This is a genomic window from Anaerostipes butyraticus (genome assembly GCF_016586355.1).
GTDB lineage: Bacteria > Bacillota > Clostridia > Lachnospirales > Lachnospiraceae > Anaerostipes > Anaerostipes butyraticus.
This window is the reverse complement of the sequence record NZ_BLYI01000031.1, coordinates 24,461-44,180: the sequence shown is the minus strand read 5'-3', so window position 1 is coordinate 44,180 and position 19,720 is coordinate 24,461. Positions and strand designations below refer to the sequence as shown.

Annotated in this window: 21 protein-coding genes; 8 read left to right on the top strand and 13 right to left on the bottom strand. The window is 43.5% G+C overall.

What is annotated here, in order from left to right; all coding sequences use genetic code 11:
• Positions 1 to 42 precede the first annotated feature (42 nt).
• On the bottom strand, positions 43 to 672 hold the full coding sequence (locus JMF81_RS07550; protein WP_201310845.1) for a TetR/AcrR family transcriptional regulator: 630 nt from the start codon (positions 670 to 672) through the stop codon (positions 43 to 45).
• Between the two features lie 176 nt (positions 673 to 848).
• Here JMF81_RS07550 and JMF81_RS07545 point away from each other — a divergent pair, with 176 nt between their 5' ends.
• A complete protein-coding gene (locus JMF81_RS07545) occupies positions 849 to 1,223 on the top strand; it encodes a BlaI/MecI/CopY family transcriptional regulator (RefSeq protein WP_201310844.1) in 375 nt (124 codons plus the stop codon).
• A gap of 1 nt (position 1,224) precedes the next feature.
• Entirely contained in the window at positions 1,225 to 3,009 is a 1,785-nt protein-coding gene (locus JMF81_RS07540; protein WP_201310843.1) for a BlaR1 family beta-lactam sensor/signal transducer, read from the top strand.
• Between the two features lie 84 nt (positions 3,010 to 3,093).
• Here JMF81_RS07540 and JMF81_RS07535 read toward each other — a convergent pair whose 3' ends face one another.
• Positions 3,094 to 4,743: a glycoside hydrolase family 13 protein gene (locus JMF81_RS07535; RefSeq protein ID WP_330611490.1), complete on the bottom strand. Its 1,650-nt coding sequence runs from the start codon at positions 4,741 to 4,743 to the stop codon at positions 3,094 to 3,096.
• A gap of 78 nt (positions 4,744 to 4,821) precedes the next feature.
• Between JMF81_RS07535 and JMF81_RS07530 the strand changes: the two genes are divergently transcribed.
• Positions 4,822 to 5,670, top strand: coding sequence for a helix-turn-helix transcriptional regulator (locus JMF81_RS07530; protein WP_201310842.1), 849 nt, complete (start codon positions 4,822 to 4,824; stop codon positions 5,668 to 5,670).
• 124 nt (positions 5,671 to 5,794) lie between these two features.
• Here the strand turns inward: JMF81_RS07530 and JMF81_RS07525 are convergent, their stop codons facing one another.
• From JMF81_RS07525 to JMF81_RS07505, 5 genes are all read right to left on the bottom strand, one after another.
• On the bottom strand, positions 5,795 to 6,154 hold the full coding sequence (locus tag JMF81_RS07525; protein ID WP_201310841.1) for a YccF domain-containing protein: 360 nt from the start codon (positions 6,152 to 6,154) through the stop codon (positions 5,795 to 5,797).
• A 14-nt stretch (positions 6,155 to 6,168) separates the two neighbouring features.
• A complete protein-coding gene (locus tag JMF81_RS07520; RefSeq protein ID WP_243282579.1) occupies positions 6,169 to 6,612 on the bottom strand; it encodes a hypothetical protein in 444 nt (147 codons plus the stop codon).
• A gap of 259 nt (positions 6,613 to 6,871) precedes the next feature.
• The gene (locus JMF81_RS07515) at positions 6,872 to 7,150 is read right to left on the bottom strand and encodes a thioredoxin family protein (RefSeq protein WP_201310840.1); all 279 of its coding nucleotides are present in this window, start codon (positions 7,148 to 7,150) and stop codon (positions 6,872 to 6,874) included.
• Positions 7,151 to 7,161: 11 nt separating this feature from the next.
• On the bottom strand, positions 7,162 to 7,821 hold the full coding sequence (locus JMF81_RS07510; protein ID WP_201310839.1) for a DNA alkylation repair protein: 660 nt from the start codon (positions 7,819 to 7,821) through the stop codon (positions 7,162 to 7,164).
• A 45-nt stretch (positions 7,822 to 7,866) separates the two neighbouring features.
• Positions 7,867 to 8,325, bottom strand: coding sequence for an Lrp/AsnC family transcriptional regulator (locus JMF81_RS07505; RefSeq protein WP_201310838.1), 459 nt, complete (start codon positions 8,323 to 8,325; stop codon positions 7,867 to 7,869).
• Between the two features lie 141 nt (positions 8,326 to 8,466).
• On the opposite strand from JMF81_RS07505, the gene JMF81_RS07500 reads away from it, so the two are divergent.
• Positions 8,467 to 9,798, top strand: coding sequence for an MATE family efflux transporter (locus JMF81_RS07500; RefSeq protein ID WP_201310837.1), 1,332 nt, complete (start codon positions 8,467 to 8,469; stop codon positions 9,796 to 9,798).
• A 160-nt stretch (positions 9,799 to 9,958) separates the two neighbouring features.
• Complete coding sequence (locus JMF81_RS07495; RefSeq protein ID WP_201310836.1) at positions 9,959 to 11,356, top strand: alanine/glycine:cation symporter family protein; 1,398 nt, start codon at positions 9,959 to 9,961, stop codon at positions 11,354 to 11,356.
• 69 nt (positions 11,357 to 11,425) lie between these two features.
• On the opposite strand, the gene JMF81_RS07490 is transcribed toward JMF81_RS07495, so the two are convergent.
• Positions 11,426 to 11,755, bottom strand: a complete 330-nt coding sequence (locus JMF81_RS07490) for a winged helix-turn-helix transcriptional regulator (RefSeq protein WP_201310835.1) — start codon at positions 11,753 to 11,755, stop codon at positions 11,426 to 11,428.
• A 184-nt stretch (positions 11,756 to 11,939) separates the two neighbouring features.
• Between JMF81_RS07490 and JMF81_RS07485 the strand changes: the two genes are divergently transcribed.
• Positions 11,940 to 12,824 carry an SIR2 family NAD-dependent protein deacylase gene (locus JMF81_RS07485; RefSeq protein ID WP_201310834.1) on the top strand — a complete coding sequence of 295 codons (885 nt, stop codon included), beginning with the start codon at positions 11,940 to 11,942 and terminating at the stop codon, positions 12,822 to 12,824.
• Here JMF81_RS07485 and JMF81_RS07480 read toward each other — a convergent pair.
• The 4 genes from JMF81_RS07480 to JMF81_RS07465 form a co-directional block, all read right to left on the bottom strand.
• Positions 12,821 to 13,510, bottom strand: a complete 690-nt coding sequence (locus JMF81_RS07480; RefSeq protein WP_201310833.1) for a 2-phosphosulfolactate phosphatase — start codon at positions 13,508 to 13,510, stop codon at positions 12,821 to 12,823. The genes JMF81_RS07485 and JMF81_RS07480 overlap by 4 nt on opposite strands.
• A 96-nt stretch (positions 13,511 to 13,606) precedes the next feature.
• On the bottom strand, positions 13,607 to 15,340 hold the full coding sequence (locus tag JMF81_RS07475) for an ABC transporter ATP-binding protein (protein WP_201310832.1): 1,734 nt from the start codon (positions 15,338 to 15,340) through the stop codon (positions 13,607 to 13,609).
• Positions 15,333 to 17,120 (bottom strand): ABC transporter ATP-binding protein, encoded by a 1,788-nt coding sequence (locus JMF81_RS07470; RefSeq protein WP_201310831.1) that lies wholly within the window; start codon positions 17,118 to 17,120, stop codon positions 15,333 to 15,335. Before JMF81_RS07470 ends, JMF81_RS07475 begins: the two co-directional genes overlap by 8 nt.
• Positions 17,121 to 17,211: 91 nt before the next feature.
• The gene (locus JMF81_RS07465) at positions 17,212 to 17,835 is read right to left on the bottom strand and encodes a TetR/AcrR family transcriptional regulator (protein ID WP_243282578.1); all 624 of its coding nucleotides are present in this window, start codon (positions 17,833 to 17,835) and stop codon (positions 17,212 to 17,214) included.
• A 267-nt stretch (positions 17,836 to 18,102) separates the two neighbouring features.
• Here JMF81_RS07465 and JMF81_RS07460 point away from each other — a divergent pair, with 267 nt between their 5' ends.
• Both JMF81_RS07460 and JMF81_RS07455 read left to right on the top strand, forming a co-directional pair.
• Positions 18,103 to 18,540, top strand: a complete 438-nt coding sequence (locus JMF81_RS07460) for a DUF4236 domain-containing protein (RefSeq protein ID WP_201310829.1) — start codon at positions 18,103 to 18,105, stop codon at positions 18,538 to 18,540.
• A 15-nt stretch (positions 18,541 to 18,555) separates the two neighbouring features.
• Entirely contained in the window at positions 18,556 to 18,927 is a 372-nt protein-coding gene (locus JMF81_RS07455; protein WP_201310828.1) for a hypothetical protein, read from the top strand.
• A 67-nt stretch (positions 18,928 to 18,994) separates the two neighbouring features.
• On the opposite strand, the gene JMF81_RS07450 is transcribed toward JMF81_RS07455, so the two are convergent.
• Positions 18,995 to 19,702, bottom strand: a complete 708-nt coding sequence (locus JMF81_RS07450) for a carboxymuconolactone decarboxylase family protein (protein WP_201310827.1) — start codon at positions 19,700 to 19,702, stop codon at positions 18,995 to 18,997.
• Positions 19,703 to 19,720 lie beyond the last annotated feature (18 nt).

The following is a 19,720-nucleotide window of genomic DNA, read 5'->3' as shown; positions in this document are numbered from 1 at the left end:
TGAAAGTAAAGCCGCCCCATGATCGGACAGCTTTATGTTTTTTTATTCATATTTTTCTGGATAGAAAATCGTATCAAATCCAGCCTGATGGTATCTCTGGAGCATGTCAATATAATGCTCTGCCTGACCACGGTCCATTTTATGGCGCACCACCTCAAACATTGCACTGAAGTATCCGGTTGCCGCAATATGGATGAATTCCCTGGAAGTCTTTCCTTCTTCCAGCGTCCGGCATCCAATGGCTTCCATATAGCGCAGAGTATAATGCACTTCGATTTCAATCAGTTCATCCAGAAAATTCTGAAACCGCGTTCCGTAAGACGCATCCAGAAGCAGACAGAAGGCATCCATATGCTCATAGATATAATCAAGAACCACCGCCATACCATTTTCCGAATAAGATCGCATGGAAGATTCTTTCTTCTGCTCTTTCACCTGATCAAAAGTTTCCTGAATTTCCATAAAAAGTTCCTTCAGTTCATTGACCGCCGGCTCTACCAGTTCCTGAAACATCCCTTCCTTATCCCCAAACCGGGTATAAATGGAACCAGTGCTTGTTCCTGCTGCCTTGGCGATTTCCCTCAGAGAAGCGTCCTTAAATCCTTTCTTCAGGAATTCCTCTTTTGCACACTCCAGGACACGCTCATAAACGCCTTCTTTTTGTTTTGCCATATTTTCTCCCATTCTTTGAATTCATAACAATGTTTCGAAACACTGTTATGAATATATCATATTCTTTGTTTTCTGTCAATGTCCTCTCTCTTTTCATGAGACTGCTTTTGTTTGACTCCAGTGCCCATGCTTGTTATAATATATTTACTACATTTGTAAGATTTGGAGGAAAACCTATGAAAAAACTGCCTCAGATTTCAGAAGGTGAATTTGAAGTAATGAAAGTGATCTGGCGGAAAGCCCCTGTCAGTACTACAGAAGTCACAGATGAGCTGACACGTGTGACTTCCTGGAGTCCCAAAACGATTCAGACAATGTTAAAACGTCTGGTGACAAAAGGCGCGCTGACCTATCACAAAGAAGGCCGTGTTTTTATTTACTCACCTTTGATCGATGAAAAAGAATATCTGGACCAAAAAAGTCATTCTTTCCTTCATCGTTATTTTCACGGAGACCTTACGGCTCTTGTTTCTTCCTACCTTGAAAATGACCAGCTAAGTCCATCAGATATTGAAACCCTTCGAAACATGCTTTCTAAAGGAGGAAAATAAATTGGCTTTTGTCGGACTGCGCCTTTTTGCATGCAGTCTTCTGCTGTTTCCTTTTGCAGGATTTTTCCTGCTTGTAAAATATGTATTTCGGAAACACCTGACTGCAAAAATCCAATATATGTTATGGCTGATCTTTCCCGGGTTTCTGCTTGCCCCTTTCCTGCCATTCCAGCTGATCCATTCCGTATCCGTATTTTCCCACCTGGAAACCATCAGCAAAAGCAGCCCGCTTCGGCCTGTTCTCTCTTCAGCAGCTTCCATTTCCAAAGGACAGACAGGGGATTTTTTTGTTACTGCAGAGACATTTCAGGAAACCAGATGGATCTGGATCTTTTTCTTTCTCTGGATCACCGGATTTCTGATCGTGTCTCTGCTGTCCCTTCATTCTTTTGCTGCGCTTAGGAAAATGAGACGTTCTGCGTTTATCCTGCGGGATTCCGATATTCTCAGGATCTTTTCTCAATGCCAGAAAGAGCTAAATATACGGCAGTCCATTCCTCTGTATTGTACATCTGCCCTGAAATCTCCGGTCTGTGCCGGCATTGTCTTTCCGGGAATCTATCTGCCGGACCGGCTGATGGAAGACTTTTCTGAAAGAGACCTCCGTTTTATGCTGCTGCACGAACTTCGCCATTACCGTCAGAAAGACAATCTGATCAATCTCTTTCTTCAGATGATTTCCGCTCTGTACTGGTTTCATCCCCTTGTGTGGATCATCTGGAAAGAAATCCGCTGTGACCGGGAAGTTGCCTGTGACTGCGCAGTTCTGGAAATCCTTTCAGATTCAGAACGTCTGGCATACGGAAATACCCTGATTTGTTTTGCTGAAAAAAATTCTCTATTTTCTTTTGCAGCAGGACTTGGAAGCACCATGAGACAAATGAAACGCAGGATTTCCAATATCGCCGGATACCATCCCGCTACCCGCCTTCAGCGCACAGCCGGATATCTGGTCTGCCTTCTGGTACTGCTGGCGGCAGTCGTCTTTACCTCGATTCTGCCGGCACGAACTGCTTATGGTGATTCTGACACCTCCGCTTTTTCGGATAAAAAGGTATCTTCTCTGGACCTTTCCAGGGAATTTGGCGAGATGGACGGCTGTTTCGTCCTGTATGATCAGAAGAATGACCAATGGAATGTATATCAGGAAGAAGAAGCCCGCCAGAGGATTTCTCCTGCTTCTACCTATAAAATATATGATGCGCTCCTGGCTCTGGAATCCGGAACCATCACTCCGCAGAAAAACCAGCTGCCATGGAACGGAAAATCTTATCCGTTTCAGGAATGGGAACAGGATCAAACCCTGGACTCTGCCATTCAGAATTCAGTTAACTGGTATTTTCAGGAACTGGACGCTTCCTTAAACCGCTCAGATATCCAGGCATTCCTAAACAGGATCGATTATGGAAATCAGAGGATCGGAGATGATCTTGAAACCTACTGGCTGGACGAGTCATTAAAGATTTCCGCTGTTGAACAGGTAGAGTTATTAATTCGCCTGGAGCAAAATCAGTTTGGATTCGATGAAGACAATGTCCGTGCTGTTAAAAAGAGTCTTCTTTTATCGTCAGATTCCAGCGGCTCTCTTTATGGTAAAACCGGAACCGTCCGGACAGATCAGGGCAGTGCCAGCGGCTGGTTTATCGGGTATATGAAATATGCCGGAAATACCTATTACTTTGCTGCAAACGTAAAAGGAACGGACACCGCTTCCGGTCAGGATGCCAGAAACCTTACGATGGATATTTTATCCGGCATACAAAAAAGCGGCGGCTTTGGCAGTTAAAACCTGCCGGCCTCCGCTTTTTTTACCGTTTGCTTTTCATGTGTTTTGACAGAAAATATGCTGCTTCTGCAGTCTCTTTCTCATTTATTTTTCCCATATCAGCATGACTGCTTCATATGCCCTTAGACAAAGAATTCCGGAACGGTATTCCATATCAGGATAATTGGCGGTCAGAACCCTGGCTCCTTCCAGTGAAACTTCATACTTGGTTTCTTCCTGATAAAAATTACAGATGACCATGATCTTTTGATTTTCAAGAATTCTTTCATAGGAAAATATATTTGGATTTTCCCGGTCTATGAGCCGGTAGGTTCCCTGCCGCAGTACTCTGGACTCTTTTCTCAGACGAATCAGCGTCTGATATGTGTAAAAGATGGAATCTTTATGCTCCAGGCAATCTGCAGCATTCACCTGCTGATAATTTGGATTCACCTTCATCCACGGAACTCCTTTTGTAAAACCTGCATTTTCTGCCTGTGACCACTGCATTGGCGTCCGTCCATTGTCCCGTGCTTTTTTATGGATAGACCTTAAAATATCCTCTTTTGAAAATCCCTGATCCAGTCGTTCTTTATAAACCTGCTGTGTCTCAATATCCGGATAATCTGATATGTCATCGGAATAAAAATTTGTCATACCGATTTCTTCTCCCTGATAAATATAAGGGGTTCCTTTCATTCCATGCAGAAGAATTGCCAGCATTTTTGCGCTCAGTACACGATATTTTCCATGATCATTTCCCCATCTTGAAACGATTCTCGGCAGATCATGATTATTCCAGAATAAACTGTTCCAGCCGTTATTTTCCATGACAGACTGCCATTTGGACAGCACATCTTTCAGTTCGATCATATCCAGCTCTTTTAAATCCCAGCGGTGTTTTCCTTTGACTTTATCCAGATTGATCTGTTCAAACTGGAAGATCATGCTCAATTCTTTTCTTCGCGGATCACAAAATAATTTTGCATTTTCCGCTGCAGCTCCCCATGTTTCACCAACCGTTAAAAGATCTTTCTCCCCGTATGTCTCCCTGGCCATTTCCTGCAGATATTCATGCAGATGAGGACCATTTTCCTTAATGTTCTGATCCGGAACCTTTCCGATCAAATCAATGACATCCATTCGAAATCCTCCGATTCCTTCATGGATCCAGAAATTCATCATTTTGTAAATATCCTGACGCATCCTGGGATTTTCCCAATTCAGATCCGGCTGCTGTCTGGAATAGAAATGCAGATAATATTGATCCACTTCCGGCACATACTCCCATGCAGATCCGCCAAAATTTGACATAAGATCATTAGGCTCTTTGCGCCAGATGTAATAATCATGATATGGATTGTCTGCGGACTTTTTTGCCTCCTGAAACCAGACATGCTGATCGCTGGTATGATTGACCACCAGATCAAGAATAACTTTGATTCCCCTTGCCCTGCATTTCTTTATCAGCAGACGTAAATCTTCCATTGTCCCATATTCCGGATTAACTGCTTCATAATCACTGATATCATATCCGTTATCAACGTTTGGCGACTGAAAGACCGGATTCAGCCAGATTACATCAATTCCCAGTTCCGCCAGATAATCCAGTTTCTCTATAATGCCTGGAATATCACCGATCCCATCCTGATTGCTGTCGTAAAAACTTCTAGGATAAATCTGATATACGACGCTGGACTGCCACCATTTTTCTTCCATTTCCGTTCCTCCCTTGTTTCTTAACTGTAACTGCATTATAATATTCTCCATATAAAAATTCTTGTACAATCCTCGAAAAAAACAACACTATATTATCCAGAGGAGGAGAAGCAGATGGACAGACAATCCCTGAAAGAACAAAGAAAACACGGAAAATATGATTTTCCTTTTCATATTATTTCCCACACAGACAGCCTCGGAACTTACAATGTATCCTATCACTGGCATGATGAAATTGAAATTATTTATCTTGAATATGGCGAGATTGATATCCGCTGCAGCAAAAAGGAATATCATCTGACATCTGGAGATTTCTATATAATCAATTCCAACGAATTGCATCAGATTTCAGGAAGATCCCCGTCTCTTCATCATGCCGTCATTTTTCATCCTCATTTTCTGGACTTCAGCCTTTTTGACAGAGCGGAAGAAGTTTATATTCATCCCATTACCAGCGGATCTGCACAGTTTGCCGCCGGTGTTTGCCAGGATCAGGACTGCCTTCATCTTCTCAGACAGCTTGTGGGAACTTCGCCAAAAAAGTATCTTTCCATCAAGATCCTTCTTTATGCATTGATCGATCAGTTTTATCAAAAAAATCAAATAATCATGAAAGAGCCTTCCAACGCTCAGGACGATTTGAAAAAGGTCCTTTCTTATATCCAGGAAAATTTTAATAAACCCCTGACTCTGAATCAGATTGCGCAGCAGATTATGATCACTCCCAATTATCTGTGCAGATATTTTAAAAAGAAAATGGGCATGACCGTATTCCAGTATATGAAACAATACCGTATCAACAAATCCATTGATCTTCTGCTTCAGTCAGATCTTTCTATCATAAACATTGCCATGCAGTGCGGTTTCGATAATCTTTCATACTATATCCGTACTTTTAAGGAACTGACCGGGCTGACCCCAAAACAATACCGCAGACAGCACACACAGCAGGAAATCTCATGAAGCAGCAGGATTCCCGAGGAGCGTTTTTAAATTAAAAACATGGTTCTTCTGCGAAATGGAAAGAGCTTCTGCTCAGTCTTTCATGAACTGAGACAGAAGCTCCTCTGCAGTCTTTGATTTAAAATTAATATACTTCTGCGCCGAATGGCATCAGCGCCAGTTTTGCCAGTTTAAAATGCTGAAGCCCAAACGGGATTCCAATGATCGTAATACATAATACTGCGCCAAAAATCAGATGCTCCACTGCCAGCCAGAACCCGGACACGATCAGCCAGACAATGTTCATGATAAAAGATCCGGCGCCGCCTCCATACCGAACTTCTTTCCCAAATGGGAAAAAGCTCAGTGACGCAAGCTTAAAACACTGAAGCCCCACCGGAATTCCGATGATCGTAATACACCAGAGGCATCCTGCCACGCACCATGATAAACCGCCTAAAATTCCTCCACATATAAACCAGATAAGATTTCCTAAACATCCCATATTCTTTTCCTCCTTTAACTGTCTCTTAATTGTTTTAGATCTGATATCATATTTTCCACCTGGCAGACTGCTTCATCCAGCTGCTCCTTTGCCTGACGAATCTTAGACTGCACCATATAATCCGACACAGGGTTATCGAAAAATATGTCCGTAATCTTTAAAAAATCACTGATTTCCAAATCCAGATTTAAAAACATCTGAACATCTTTTAATTCCCTGCGAAATTCCTTTAAATCTTTTTTCGCCTCTTCCAGATATGTTTTTGTTTCTTTTAACCTGGAATGTTTCATCACATCTGTAAAAAGTCCTCCGCCAAACAGATCGATCAGACTCCAGTTCTTTGCCTTGCCCAGACGTTCTCCTGCTTTTTGAAGACTTTCCAGCGCTCTTTCTCCGGCCTGGACTGCCTCCGCAATTTCTAATTTTTCTATCTCGCCGTTCATATTTATTGACCTCATTTCCTCCATTCTATTGTTGTTTTGCTGCAGTTTTTCTATAGAAAAATAAAAAGACCTTTATCATGACCTAAGCCACAATAAAAGTCTTGCTATCTCATTTGATACGGCTGTGCTGTGCACAGCGGGTGACGATCTCAAACCCACTCGTTCCCGAGTGTTCAGCTACTCCCTTTCATTTGCTTTTCTGAGATGACTATATCACCCGTTTCCCCTTTCTGTCAATAGATTTCCTCAATTTGTCAGAAAAATGTCAGGAAAATCATTTTGCCAATTCCTGGAACATACGGTTTAGTTTTTCTTTTACCTCTCCTTCACTCCAGGATGGATCAGCCTCATAGAGTTTTGTCCGGTCCTTAAAGAAACATGGAGTATAATAATACTGATACTGATCTGCAATCTCCGGGTGTTCCACCTCATCTATGACCGTTATCTCTATGTTCTGGTATTCCGGGTGCTCTTCTTTCAGCTGTTTTATGATTCTCTCTGCCTGACGGCAGTACGGACATCCCGGATATTCAAATAAAATAATTTCCATCATGTTCTCCTCCTTTATAAATACCTGCATGCCTCTCTTAAGCTGAGGGGCGTCATCTGACCTCGGTGTTCTTCTATAAATCCGCGAACCCACCGGGGATTGGTTTTTGAATAATCCCTTAAACTCCATCCAATCGCCTTCTGTATAAAAAACTCATCGGAATCCAGATTATTTTTAATAATCTTTGCCAGAAGTTCCGGTTTCATCTGATCCTTTCGTCCCAGCTGATGATCAATGGCAATTCTGCGCAGCCAGAAATCATCATCCACTGACCACTGCTCCATCAGAGCATCCACCCGGTCATCTTTGAGACCAATTTCGCCGATTACCTGATCCAGAAAATCAATGGTATCCCACCAGGATTTTTTCTGAATGTATGTTTGGATCCTGGGGATATCCTCATAAACCAGATACCGTTTCATTGCCAGAAGATAATCGTATACAAAATATTGAAATTCCCGGTGATCCTCTCTATAGCAGGCATCCAGAAGATCCCAGTCGATCATTTTTTTCTTCTTTTCCTCTTTCAGGATCTCACGATAGGCCTTTCGTCTCTCCGGCGCCGGGATCCCATAAAAAGGAAACTGATCTCTCATATATTTTGCCATAGAAACAGCCCGGGCAGGATCTTTTCGTTTTTCAAATTCTGTCCTGATTCTGTCAATTTTATTCACTGATGTCTTCCCTTCTTCCTTGCTGATGCCGGCGTCAAAAATCAATTACAGACGCAGTCCTTTGATATCCTTGATTCTTGACAATATGATACTGCAGCTCATGTGAAGGATTCCCGGAAGTGGATCCATCTCTTCCTGAATCAGCCGGTCCAGTTCTTCATTGGATGCAGTTACCGCATGGATATGCAGTTTGTTCTCACCAGTCACACGATAAATCTGCGTGATTTTTTCATTTGCTTTCAGACGTTCAATCACCTCTTCCAGCGCTTCATGGGAAATTTCAAGCTCAAAAAAACAGGAAACAACCCCGCTGATCTTCTGCGGATTGATGATCGTTGTATATTCTTCAATAATTCCCTTTTTTTCCATGGCCTGAATGCGCATCTTTACCGCCACTCTGGAGATCCCCACTTTTTCCCCTATTTCCGAATATGACATCCTGGCGTTTTTCATCAACAGCCGAATGATCTTCTGATCTAACTCGTCCAATCCATCGAGAAACATTGTTTTCCACCTTTCCTTCTTTCCTCATCTTAATGCATTTTGCCATAAAACGCAACTTAAGAATTGCATTTCTCCTTGAATGCTGATACAATTAATTACGAAACGTAATCTTTAAATTACATTTTGAAAGGAGTCGGAACAATGCAGCAAAATCTCACAGAAGGACCTGTTATAAAAACCATGATGAAATTCGCAGTTCCCATGATCCTCGGAAATCTGCTCCAGCAGTGTTATAACATCGCTGACACCCTGATCGTCGGTCGTTTTCTGGGAGCCGGCGCACTGGCCGCGGTAGGATCTGCTTTTACTCTTATGACATTTCTTACTTCTATCCTGCTGGGACTCTGCATGGGCAGCAGCACGGTATTATCTATTTACTACGGACAGAAAAATTTTCAGCGTTTTAAAGATTCCGTTGGAACTTCTTTTCTTCTGATTGCCGCGCTTACCGTCCTTCTTACTGCTGCATCCTTCCTGCTTTTAGATGAAATTATTCTTTTTCTGCAGGTGCCAGAAGAAATTCAGCCTTTGATGAAAGATTATCTGATCGTTATTTTCTTTGGAATTGCCGCTACATTTTTATACAATTATTTTTCTTCTTTTCTCCGCGCCATTGGAAATTCAGTCGTTCCTCTGGTTTTCCTGGCATGTTCCGCCCTTTTAAATATCGGCCTGGATCTTTTCTTTGTCGTAGGGCTGTCCCGGGGAACGGCCGGAGCTGCAGAGGCAACTGTAATCTCCCAGTATATTTCCGGAATCGGGATTCTCTTGTATACATGGATAAAATTTCCTGATATCCACTCCTCCCTTTTTTGTTTCCGGCTCTCCAGTCTTAAGGAAATCGCAAATTTTTCTGTACTGACCTGCATTCAGCAGTCTGTTATGAATCTTGGAATTCTTATGGTACAGGGGCTTGTGAACAGTTTCGGTACAACGATCATGGCCGCTTTTGCTGCCGCGGTCAAGATTGACTCTTTTGCGTATATGCCGGTGCAGGATTTTGGAAATGCCTTTTCCACCTTTATCGCTCAAAACTATGGAGCAGACAGAAAAGACAGAATCCGTCAGGGAATTTTAGGCGCTCTTTCATCCGCCATGGCTTTCTGTATCCTGATTTCTATCCTGATCTGGATTTTTGCAAAACCTTTAATGCTTCTTTTTATCGATCCGCAGGAAACTGCGATCCTGTCAGAAGGTATCCGGTATCTGCACATTGAGGGCAGCTTTTACTGCGGCATCGGCTGTCTCTTTTTGCTTTACGGTCTCTACCGCGCTCTGGAGCATCCTGGAATGTCCCTGGTTCTTACGATTATTTCTCTTGGCACAAGAGTGCTGCTGGCATACCGCCTTTCTGCCACTGCCTTTTTTGGAGTGACCGGAATCTGGTGGTCTGTTCCCATTGGATGGTTTCTGGCTGATCTTGTCGGAATTGTGTACTTCTGGAAGAAAAAGAAAGCATCGATATTTTCCTGAACTTTCCTATTTCTGCCATTACATCTTGAAATTTTCACTGTAGTACGGTAAACTATGAAAAAGGTGAGTACAAAAAGGTATCGCATCTTAGCGGTACCTTTTTGCGCTTTTTCGGGCAGTCTGCCTGTAAATCAACAATACAAGGAGGATAAAAAAGTTTATGTTGGAAGCAATAAGTGATGCAATCTACAAAGTGGATGATGTCATATGGGGCTGGTGGCTGATCATCCTGCTGTTTGGAACCCATATTTTTATGACATTTAAAACCCGGTTCATTCAATGGAAATCCATTACAAAGGGAATAAAACTTTCCGTTACAAAAGATCCGGATGCGGAAGGGGAAGTATCAAACTTTGGAGCTCTTACAACGGCTCTTGCCGCAACCATCGGAACCGGTAATATCGTAGGTGTCGGTACCGCCATCGCCTTAGGGGGACCGGGGGCTGTGCTTTGGTGCTGGCTGTCCGGTGTTTTTGGAATCGCTACAAAGTATTCAGAATCCCTGATCGCAGTCAAATACCGGGTAAAGAAAAAAGACGGAAGAATGCAGGGCGGAGCCATGTATGCCCTCTCCCGCGGACTCAAATGGAAAAAACTCGGGAAAGTCCTTGGCATGATATTTGCCGTATTCGCCGGATTTGCTTCTTTTGGAATCGGATGCGCCACACAGGTCAACGCAATCGCCAATGTCGTAAAAGCAAACACCGGTGTTCCGGTATGGATCGTTGGAGTTGTTGTTGCGATCCTGACAGCTTTCGTTATCTTCGGAGGAATCAAATCCATTTCCAGTGTATGTGAAAAACTTGTTCCATTTATGGCAATTTTTTATGTTTTAGGATGTGTGATTATTCTCTGCATTAATTATGACTATATCATTCCGGCGATCACAACGATCTGCCGCCTCGCTTTTCAGCCTGGAGCCGCTGCCGGAGGACTCGTGGGAACCGGTATCATGATGGCAATGCGCTATGGAATTGCCCGTGGATTATTCTCAAATGAATCTGGTATGGGTTCTGCTCCGATCGCCGCTGCCGCTGCCCAGACAAGAAACCCTGTCCGTCAGGCTCTGGTTTCTTCTACCGGAACTTTCTGGGATACCGTTGTTGTCTGCCTTATGACAGGTCTTACACTGGTTTCAACCATTATGAAAAATCCAGCCATCAACGTTAATGAAATCACAGACGGCGGCGTCCTGACAACCCTGGCTTTCGGCCAGATTCCTTATCTCGGACCGATCATCCTGACACTGGGAATTATCTGTTTTGCTTACTCTACCGTTCTTGGATGGGCATACTACGGAGAACGTGCAGTAGAATACTTCTCCGGCAAAAAAGGATTGATTCCTTACCGTGTCCTGTATGTTGTAGTCGCAGCAATCGCTCCGGTTGTTACTCTGGACGTAGTGTGGGCTCTTGCTGATATCTTAAATGCCCTTATGGCAATCCCGAACCTGATAGCAGTACTTCTGCTGTCCAACGTTATTTCAAAAGAAACCAAGATTTATATTAACGATCTGGATGCGTGGGATGATACCCCGGTACCAATTGTAGACGATTGATCAGAATTCAATACAACATAAAAAATCAGTTCCGTTTGCTGACTGAGCAGCAGCTGCGGAACTGATTTTTTATACCTGCATATTTTTCTTATATTCCATTCCCCACTGTTCCATGGCATCCATGATCGGACGCATGGATTCCCCCAGTTCACTTAAAGAATATTCCACCCGGGGCGGCACTTCCGGATAAACCGTTCTTACAACAATCCCATCTTCTTCCATAGAACGCAGACTGGAAGTCAGAACTTTCTGGCTGATTCCTTCCAGATCCTTTTTCAGCTCATTAAAACGCCATGGCCGTTTCAGCAGATCCCGCATAATGAGAAGCTTCCATTTACTTCCAATCAGCTGGACAGTCGTAGCTACCGGACAAGGCGGCAGATCTTCTTTCTTCACCATATACATTGCCCTCCGCTTTATATTGTAATATTCTTCGTTACATCTATTATATGCCATCTGTTTCTTTTTTGCAATCTCATTCTTTTTATCCCTCAGGTTACCAGAAGGTAACCTGAGGGATAAAAAGGTGCCTGCTTGTCAGATATGGAACATTTTGTATAATGAAAATATGGAGGTATGATACATGAATATGTTATGGAAAACAAAGAAATCTTCTCCATCCAGCCAAAAGATCCTGCGGCTGAAACAGGCCCTTCAGACAGCAGATGCTGTCATCATCGGCGCCGGCGCAGGACTCTCTGCATCCGCAGGCTTTGTATATGACGGAAAACGATTTCAAACTTATTTTTCTGATTTTGAAGCGAAATATGGATTTCATGATATGTATTCCGGTGGATTTTATCCTTATGCCACACTGGAAGAACACTGGGCATACTGGAGCAGATATATTTATATCAATCGTTATATGGATGCTCCCAAACCTGTTTATAATGATCTCTATCAGCTGATAAGAAAAAAAGATTATTTTATACTGACTACCAATGTAGATCACTGTTTTCAAAAAGCCGGATTTAGTAAGAAACGACTGTTTTATACTCAGGGAGACTATGGTCTTTTTCAATGCAGAAGACCATGCTGCCAGGAAACTTTCGATAATAAAGAAATCATAGAAAAAATGACTGCACGGCAGCAGGGAATGAAAATCCCATCAGATCTCATTCCCGTATGTCCCCGCTGCGGCAGACCCATGATAATGAATCTTCGTTCTGATGATACTTTTGCAGAAGATGACGGGTGGCAGAAGGCCTGCAGCCGCTATTCTGCATTTATCCGCTGTCATACCGGAATGAAACTCTTATTTCTGGAACTCGGAGTCGGATATAACACTCCGGGAATTATCAAATATCCATTCTGGCAGATGACAGCAGAAAATCCCAAAGCCCGTTATGTCTGCATCAACAATACAGATATCTTCTGCCCGAAAGAAATCGAACATCAGGCACTCTGCATCCGCCAGGATATTGGAGAAGTCCTTTCCTCACTCAGGACCCTCCCATCTGATATTTAAATTTTCCGGGTCTCGAACACATCTTCCTCCAGTGCTTTCACCTGAAGGACAAAGTCAAACCGGTCTGTCATGGTACACAGCCAGTAATCCTCCTGCGGAAATATTTCTGCTGTTTCTTTACGGAAAAATTTCTGCACGGAAGGATCCTTTCTAAGCATTTTTAATTCGGATTCCATATCAAAAGGCCTCTCCTCCAGAATACTTTTCATATACTCTGCACAGAGCAGATCTTCCGGTGCCGGTTTTTTCCCTTCCAGTCCCATACATACCAGGGATACATGGGGAAAATTTTCTTTCCTGATATAACGGGCAGTCGCTTTGGCATTTACCAGACTTCCTGTCAGGATGATGTCAGCCTTACGGGCATTGGCAACTCCCTGTGTTCCCGCACTGGTCGTATGAATGATTGTCTTTCCTTCCAGATCCATCTTCTCTGCCTGGGCCGGGGAATTGCCCATGTCAAATCCCGGCAGGATTGCTCCATGGCGCTCTCCTGCCAGCAGATAATCCGGATGCTCTTCTTTTAGCCGGCAGGCTGTTTCTTTGGCTCCCACCGGAAGCACCCTTTCGGCGCCGCCTGCCATCATATAACATTCCAGTGAAAATGCCCGGAAAACATCGATGATGACAGCACATCCCTTTGCTTTCCTGGCGCCTTTTATCATTTGTAAAATTTCTATCTCCATAATTTCCCTCCTGGTTCCTGATACTCCTATCATACTTTTTTAAAAAGTCTATCAAAAACACAGGAGAAAATCAAATTTCCGCAGTTTCTCCCATTTTTACAGTTTCCAGCTTGCCGCTGTCTCTCTTGCATCGACAAATCTTCTGTAGATTCCTTCCTGTTTCATGAGTTCCTCATGATTTCCTTTCTGGACGATCTTTCCATGATCTACAACCAGAATCTGATCTGCCTTTCGGACTGTTTTCAGACGGTGGGCAATCATAATAATCGTCTTTTCTCTGGTCAGGGCATCAATAGCCTCCACCAGATCTTTTTCATTTTCGGAATCTACATTTGCCGTGGCCTCATCCAGAATAATGACCGGTGAATCCTTCATGATAGCTCGCGCAATGGAAATCCTCTGTTTTTCACCGCCGGACAGTGACGTTCCTCCCTCTCCGATCACGGTTTCATATCCATTTGGCAGTTTCATGATAAAATCATGGCAGCAGGCTTTTTTGGCCGCCGCGATCACCTGTTCCATCAGGGCATCTTCCTGACCGAAGCGGATATTATTGGCCACAGTATCCTGGAACAAATAGACATTCTGGAACACAAAACTGAAATTCTTCATTAGACTGTCCATGCTGTATTCCTTTACATTTCTGCCTCCCAGTGTTACTTCTCCCCGACCCACGTCCCAGAATCTGGCGATCAGATGGCATAATGTCGTCTTTCCGCCGCCGCTGGGGCCGACCACTGCCGTTGTAGTCTGCTCCGGTATTACTGCGCTGATTCCGTTAATGATACTGCGCTTATCATAAGAAAATTCCACATCCTTTAATTCAATCGTATGATTCTCCGGCTCGATTTCTTTTCCGTCGATATCCATAGGCTCCAGATCCAAGATATCCTGCGCTTTATCGACACTGACGTCTACCGTCCGCAGCAGCGCGGAATAATTGCCGGCAGAATCGAGACTGGAATAAACGATATAGGAACATATCAGCATTGCAATGCAGGTGATCAGTTCCATGCTGCCGTGAAGCCAGAACCATATGGACAGCAGGGACATGACCACCCCTGTCATTTTCGTCACAAAACTCTGCAGTCCCATATACGGAATAAACGTTTTCTCCAGAGTATAATTCCACTCTACATTTTTACTGATGGCATCATTTAATTTTCTGCTGTGGACGCCGGACAAATGATACGCGCGCACTTCCATGATCCCCTGAATATATTCCAGAAGTTTTTCCACAAGGAGGGAATCTGCTTTCACCTTTTCCGGTGAAACCTTTTCTGATTTTTTCTGCATTCTGCTGTTAACCAGGAAAAACAGCGCCAGACCGGCCAGGACCACCGCTCCAATCCGTGCATCATAGATCAGCAGCATGACCGCAATCAGAAAAGCAGTCAGCACGCCCTGGGTTACAAGCATGACAACCCTGGTGGCCACATCTCCCAGATTCTCCATGGTATTTGTCGTCACAGATGTGATATATCCCATGCTGTTTTTATTAAAATATCCCATCGGAAGATACCGGAGATGCTCTGCGATTTCAATTCTTTTGGAGGCTGTCGTATCGTATCCGGCCTCACACTGGATAATGGTGTTGTAATACTTCACAGCCGCTCCCCCGATCACACTGACCAGGCAGATGGCAAAGGACTGCCAGATGACTGTCATTGTAACAGAGCGATGAATCACTGCATTTAACATTAAAACGATGGCCGGGATTTTCATTGCTTCAAACACGGCCATAAAAATCCCAAATATAATGGATATATAAAACTTTTTTCTATTTTCCCTGCTGCAGAAATTAAAAAATTTCCTTAATATTTTAAGCATTTCGGCTGCCTCCTTCCATCCGGCTGCTGCCGGCCGTATCTTTGACTGATATGTGAGCTTCCCACATCCTGCGATATAAATCATTTTCTTTCAGCAGTTCTTTATGGGTTCCGCTGGCATTTACCCTGCCGTCTTCTATGACAAAAATCCTGTCCGCGTCACTGACTGTAGACAGCCGGTGGGCAATCACGATCAGCGTCTTTCCTCTGACCAGTCTGGCAACCGACGCCTGAATCAGCGCCTCATTTTCCGGATCTGTATAGGCTGTAGCCTCATCAAGGATAATGATCGGAGCATCTTTTAACATCGCGCGGGCGATGGCAATTCTCTGCCGTTCTCCTCCTGATAAATGACCTCCGCTGCTTCCGACGACCGTATCATATCCATTTTCCAGCTGCATGATGAAATCATGGCATCCGCTCCTTCTGGCCACTTCTTCTACCTCTGCATCACTGGCTCCCTCTCGGCCCATCCGGATATTTTCCCGAATGGTATCATCGAAAAGATAATTATCCTGAGAGACATAGGCGACTTTTCGATTATATTCCTCCAGGGACAGATCTTTGATATTCACGCCGCCGATCCGGATGCTTCCGTCCTTTACATCCCACAATGAAGCGATCAGTTTTGCAATGGTGGATTTTCCGCTTCCGGACGGACCTACCAGCGCGGCCATGGTCCCGGATTCTATTTTCATGCTGATTCCATGGAGCACCTCTTTTTCATGGTATCCGAATCTGACATTTTCCAATACAACAGAATAATCCTCCGGCTCCTTCCTGTCTGTCTCCGGACGGATCAGTTCTTCCTGAGTGAGAACCCCTGTCACTTCCCCTATGATGGTTTTCAGTTTTCCGATATCGTCAGAATAAGACATGCAGGTGATCAGCGGCTGGACCAGTCCGACCGACAAAAGAACGATCATGACAAAATCTTCCGGCGCCAGACTGCCGCGCATAACAAAATAGCCGCCAAAAGGAAGCACTGTCAGAGCGGTGCAGGGCGTCAGTGTCATGGCGAGAGAAAATGGAATGTCGCATTTTCTCATCCATTCAACATAGCAGGACGCTCCTTCCTTTGCCGCTTTGACAAATCGTTCATATGATGATTTTGCCTTTCCAAAAGCCTTGATCACTTCGATTCCATTGATATATTCTACTGCCGTATCATTTAGCGTCTTTGTTTTGGTGACGACATTCCGGTAATTTTCCTCATACCCGATCATCATAAGACAATAACACAGCATTCCCAGCGGCAAAGTAATCAGAGAAATCAGCGCCATTTTCCAGTCAATGGTCAGCATATAGAGAAAAACGAGCACCGGCGCAAGGATATTTGCCGTAAATTCCGGCAGAATATGAGCCAGTGTCGTTTCAATGCTGTCTGTTCTCTCCATCATAATATTTTTCAGCGAACCGGACGGCATATCTTTCACATATCCCAGCGGAACTTTTGACAGTTTGTCACATAACTGCCTCCGGAGTTCTCCCAGCACGTGAAATGTTGCCTTATGAGAGCAGGTGGTGGAAACACTGTGGCAGATAATTCTTAATGTCCAGAACACTGCCATCCAGATTCCGCTTGTCAGATAATCCTGCCAGTTCCGATTTCCCTCCACCAGCCGGTGGATCACATCTCCCATAATAAAATACGGAATTACTCCGCATACAACTCCGGCTGCCGCAGCCGCGACACTTGTCGTATATAATTTCTTATAACGGCCGGCAAATGTCATAATCCAGCTGACCGGAGACTTTTGTTTTACATTCTGATCTTTCATAACAACCTCCCATATCATTGTTAGCCGAGACTAACTATCAAACCAAAGAAAGAAGCGGAAAATCCGCTCTGTTCTTTTCTCTGCATTTTTTCTATCCGAATTGAACCCTCATGATTTTTTCCCATCCTCCGGTATGAAACTCTCGGAACAATGCAATTCTTTTCTTTGCATCCTCCTTTTTCATATCATGAATGACCATTTCGAAAATACCGGAAAACAAACCGCTGGAAATCATATGACATAATCCCTCATCAATCTCCGGGACAGAATGTCCCATCGACCGCAGGACTTTTATATAATGCTGCGTCGCTTCCACTTCCCTTGTCACCAGTTCATGAATAAAATCTTCATAGGCCGTTCCTCCGGAAGCGCAGATCAGCAGTTTAAATTCTTCATAGTGATCATAAATATAATCCAGCATCTGATCCAGATAATCAGTCGCCGTTTCATCCATCAGGACCGTCTGCTGCTCACCCGGCAGGCGTTCAATTTCAGCAATCCCCTCTTTCAGAAATCCGATGACCTTATCTGCATGAGGTTTTACAAGAGCCTCAAACAGCGCCTCTTTTGTCGGATAATACCGGTAAAATGCCCCTGTCGTCACTCCTGCCGTTTTCACAATACGGCGCAGAGATGCATTCTGGAACCCTTTCTCTAGAAACTCCTCTCTGGCGGCTTTCCGTATTTTCTCATGAGTCTTTCCTTCCTGTGCCACTTCTTTTACCTCCATGATCATGTTTCGCGCGAATGATAACACTGTGTGCTAACACTGTTATCATCATAGCACACAACAATTTCCCGGTTCAATAACACAGACCGTAATGTGAAATTTTCTCAGTGATTATTTCGTTTTCATATCCCTCTGAAAGCTCCAGAAGACGATTTTTTCCATCAGAATTCCTTTACTTTTCTGTAAAAATACCGATAATATGATATTTTATAACTTTATTATGCTATACTGTAAAATCAGGAGGTAAATACAATGGGATTAAGATTTAGAAAAAGTGTAAAAATACTTCCCGGTGTAAAGATTAATTTTAATAAAAAAAGTACTAGTGTAACCATCGGCGGCCGCGGTGCGAAATACACAATAAGCTCTACCGGTAAAAAGACTAAGACTGTAGGGATTCCGGGAACCGGTTTATATTACACAGAGACCAGCAATGAGAAAAGAAAATCAAATGAGTTTGTACAGCAAAAGCAACCGAAAACTTACTCACCAAAAACCTATAAAATTTGCGGTATCATAATGATATTATTATCCTTATTATGTCTTATGATCGGCCTGCCAACATTTGCGTTTGGTGGCCTTATCTTTGTGATATTTGCAATTATATCTTTTTGCATTGGGCGATTTTATTTAAAAACAGCTAAAAAAATCATAAACCAGCAACCATCAAAACCACCTTTACAGAAATAGGGGGGGATAAGCATAATGAAAAAAGTATCTTGTATTTTTATAAGCATCTTATTGATTATTTCCTTAGCAGGATGTTCTCCTGATTTCAATGGGAGCAGAACTGGAAATGACAGTCAGTTTATTATGAAATACACTGCATTTAATACGACGGATTCACAGGATCTGCTTGTAGAAGCCGGTGATAAGATAAATGCCAAAATTGTGATAGATGGCGGACATTTATCGATAAAAATCCAAAAAGGACAGGAAGAACCTGTTTATGAATCAGAAAATGTTTTCTTCTCAAATGATTTTGACCTTGATATTGAAGAAAGTGGTACCTACACAGTCACCGTTACAGGTAAAAAAGCAAAAGGAAGCGTTCGCTTTGTAGTAGAAAACAGTTAAATCATGAAGACTAACAGCAAAAGCCCCGGCGTTTCTGCCGGGGCTCTGTTTTTTTAGTTATTGGATTTTATTCTTCCATTGCTTTTGCCGCATTTTCGATGCAGTTCATGGCATTTAAGCTTCTCGGATATCCAATATACGGCAGGCACTGAGATACTACTTTGATCAGAAATGCTTTGTCATTTCCAATCATCATGTTTCCGCCTGCGTGAGATGTCAGCTGAGGTTCGCATCCCCCCTGCGCTGCCAGGAAACAGAATGTGATCATTTCTCTCTGTTTATAATCCAGACCGGTTCTTGTGTAATAATCTCCGAAACAGTTGGCAGAAAGCCAGCGGTTGATATGGCCTTTCTTCCAGGAATCTTTCATAACGTCTCCAAAAATATCTACCTGGGCCTGGGCGCCTTTTTCCAGACGATCTTCCATGGTTGTCGTTGCCTGGCCTTCCAGAGGAAGCTCCACACCCTGCTCTTTGAGATAATCATTGACTGCGTTCAAAAACGGATAGACTCTTCCGAACCCAAGATAATCTACTGCCTGATAGACCATTTCTTTCAGCATAACCGGTGTCAGACCGCCTTCCATGGCTTCCGGAAGCATAGCCTTAAATGCATCAATGCTCTGACTTCCTGTTAAAGCCGCCATAATTGCCAGATATCTGGTCGGGTCATCCAGCTGCTGATTCGGTTCATTTACAACTTCATCGCAGGCAAACGCTTTCCAGCGTTCCATAAATTCAGGATCTGTTTTCTTTAAGCTGTCTTCATGTAACATACCAGATTTCCTCCCATT

What these genes read in the sequence shown, in the direction of transcription:
- JMF81_RS07550 (WP_201310845.1), bottom strand. Translation starts at nt 672, where the DNA reads ATGGCAAAACAAAAAGAAGGCGTTTATGAGCGTGTCCTGGAGTGTGCA.
- JMF81_RS07545 (WP_201310844.1), top strand. Translation starts at nt 849, where the DNA reads ATGAAAAAACTGCCTCAGATTTCAGAAGGTGAATTTGAAGTAATGAAA.
- JMF81_RS07535 (WP_330611490.1), bottom strand. Translation starts at nt 4,743, where the DNA reads ATGCAGTTACAGTTAAGAAACAAGGGAGGAACGGAAATGGAAGAAAAA.
- JMF81_RS07530 (WP_201310842.1), top strand. Translation starts at nt 4,822, where the DNA reads ATGGACAGACAATCCCTGAAAGAACAAAGAAAACACGGAAAATATGAT.
- JMF81_RS07525 (WP_201310841.1), bottom strand. Translation starts at nt 6,154, where the DNA reads ATGGGATGTTTAGGAAATCTTATCTGGTTTATATGTGGAGGAATTTTA.
- JMF81_RS07520 (WP_243282579.1), bottom strand. Translation starts at nt 6,612, where the DNA reads ATGAGGTCAATAAATATGAACGGCGAGATAGAAAAATTAGAAATTGCG.
- JMF81_RS07515 (WP_201310840.1), bottom strand. Translation starts at nt 7,150, where the DNA reads ATGATGGAAATTATTTTATTTGAATATCCGGGATGTCCGTACTGCCGT.
- JMF81_RS07505 (WP_201310838.1), bottom strand. Translation starts at nt 8,325, where the DNA reads ATGTTTCTCGATGGATTGGACGAGTTAGATCAGAAGATCATTCGGCTG.
- JMF81_RS07500 (WP_201310837.1), top strand. Translation starts at nt 8,467, where the DNA reads ATGCAGCAAAATCTCACAGAAGGACCTGTTATAAAAACCATGATGAAA.
- JMF81_RS07495 (WP_201310836.1), top strand. Translation starts at nt 9,959, where the DNA reads ATGTTGGAAGCAATAAGTGATGCAATCTACAAAGTGGATGATGTCATA.
- JMF81_RS07490 (WP_201310835.1), bottom strand. Translation starts at nt 11,755, where the DNA reads ATGGTGAAGAAAGAAGATCTGCCGCCTTGTCCGGTAGCTACGACTGTC.
- JMF81_RS07485 (WP_201310834.1), top strand. Translation starts at nt 11,940, where the DNA reads ATGAATATGTTATGGAAAACAAAGAAATCTTCTCCATCCAGCCAAAAG.
- JMF81_RS07480 (WP_201310833.1), bottom strand. Translation starts at nt 13,510, where the DNA reads ATGGAGATAGAAATTTTACAAATGATAAAAGGCGCCAGGAAAGCAAAG.
- JMF81_RS07475 (WP_201310832.1), bottom strand. Translation starts at nt 15,340, where the DNA reads ATGCTTAAAATATTAAGGAAATTTTTTAATTTCTGCAGCAGGGAAAAT.
- JMF81_RS07470 (WP_201310831.1), bottom strand. Translation starts at nt 17,120, where the DNA reads ATGAAAGATCAGAATGTAAAACAAAAGTCTCCGGTCAGCTGGATTATG.
- JMF81_RS07460 (WP_201310829.1), top strand. Translation starts at nt 18,103, where the DNA reads ATGGGATTAAGATTTAGAAAAAGTGTAAAAATACTTCCCGGTGTAAAG.
- JMF81_RS07455 (WP_201310828.1), top strand. Translation starts at nt 18,556, where the DNA reads ATGAAAAAAGTATCTTGTATTTTTATAAGCATCTTATTGATTATTTCC.
- JMF81_RS07450 (WP_201310827.1), bottom strand. Translation starts at nt 19,702, where the DNA reads ATGTTACATGAAGACAGCTTAAAGAAAACAGATCCTGAATTTATGGAA.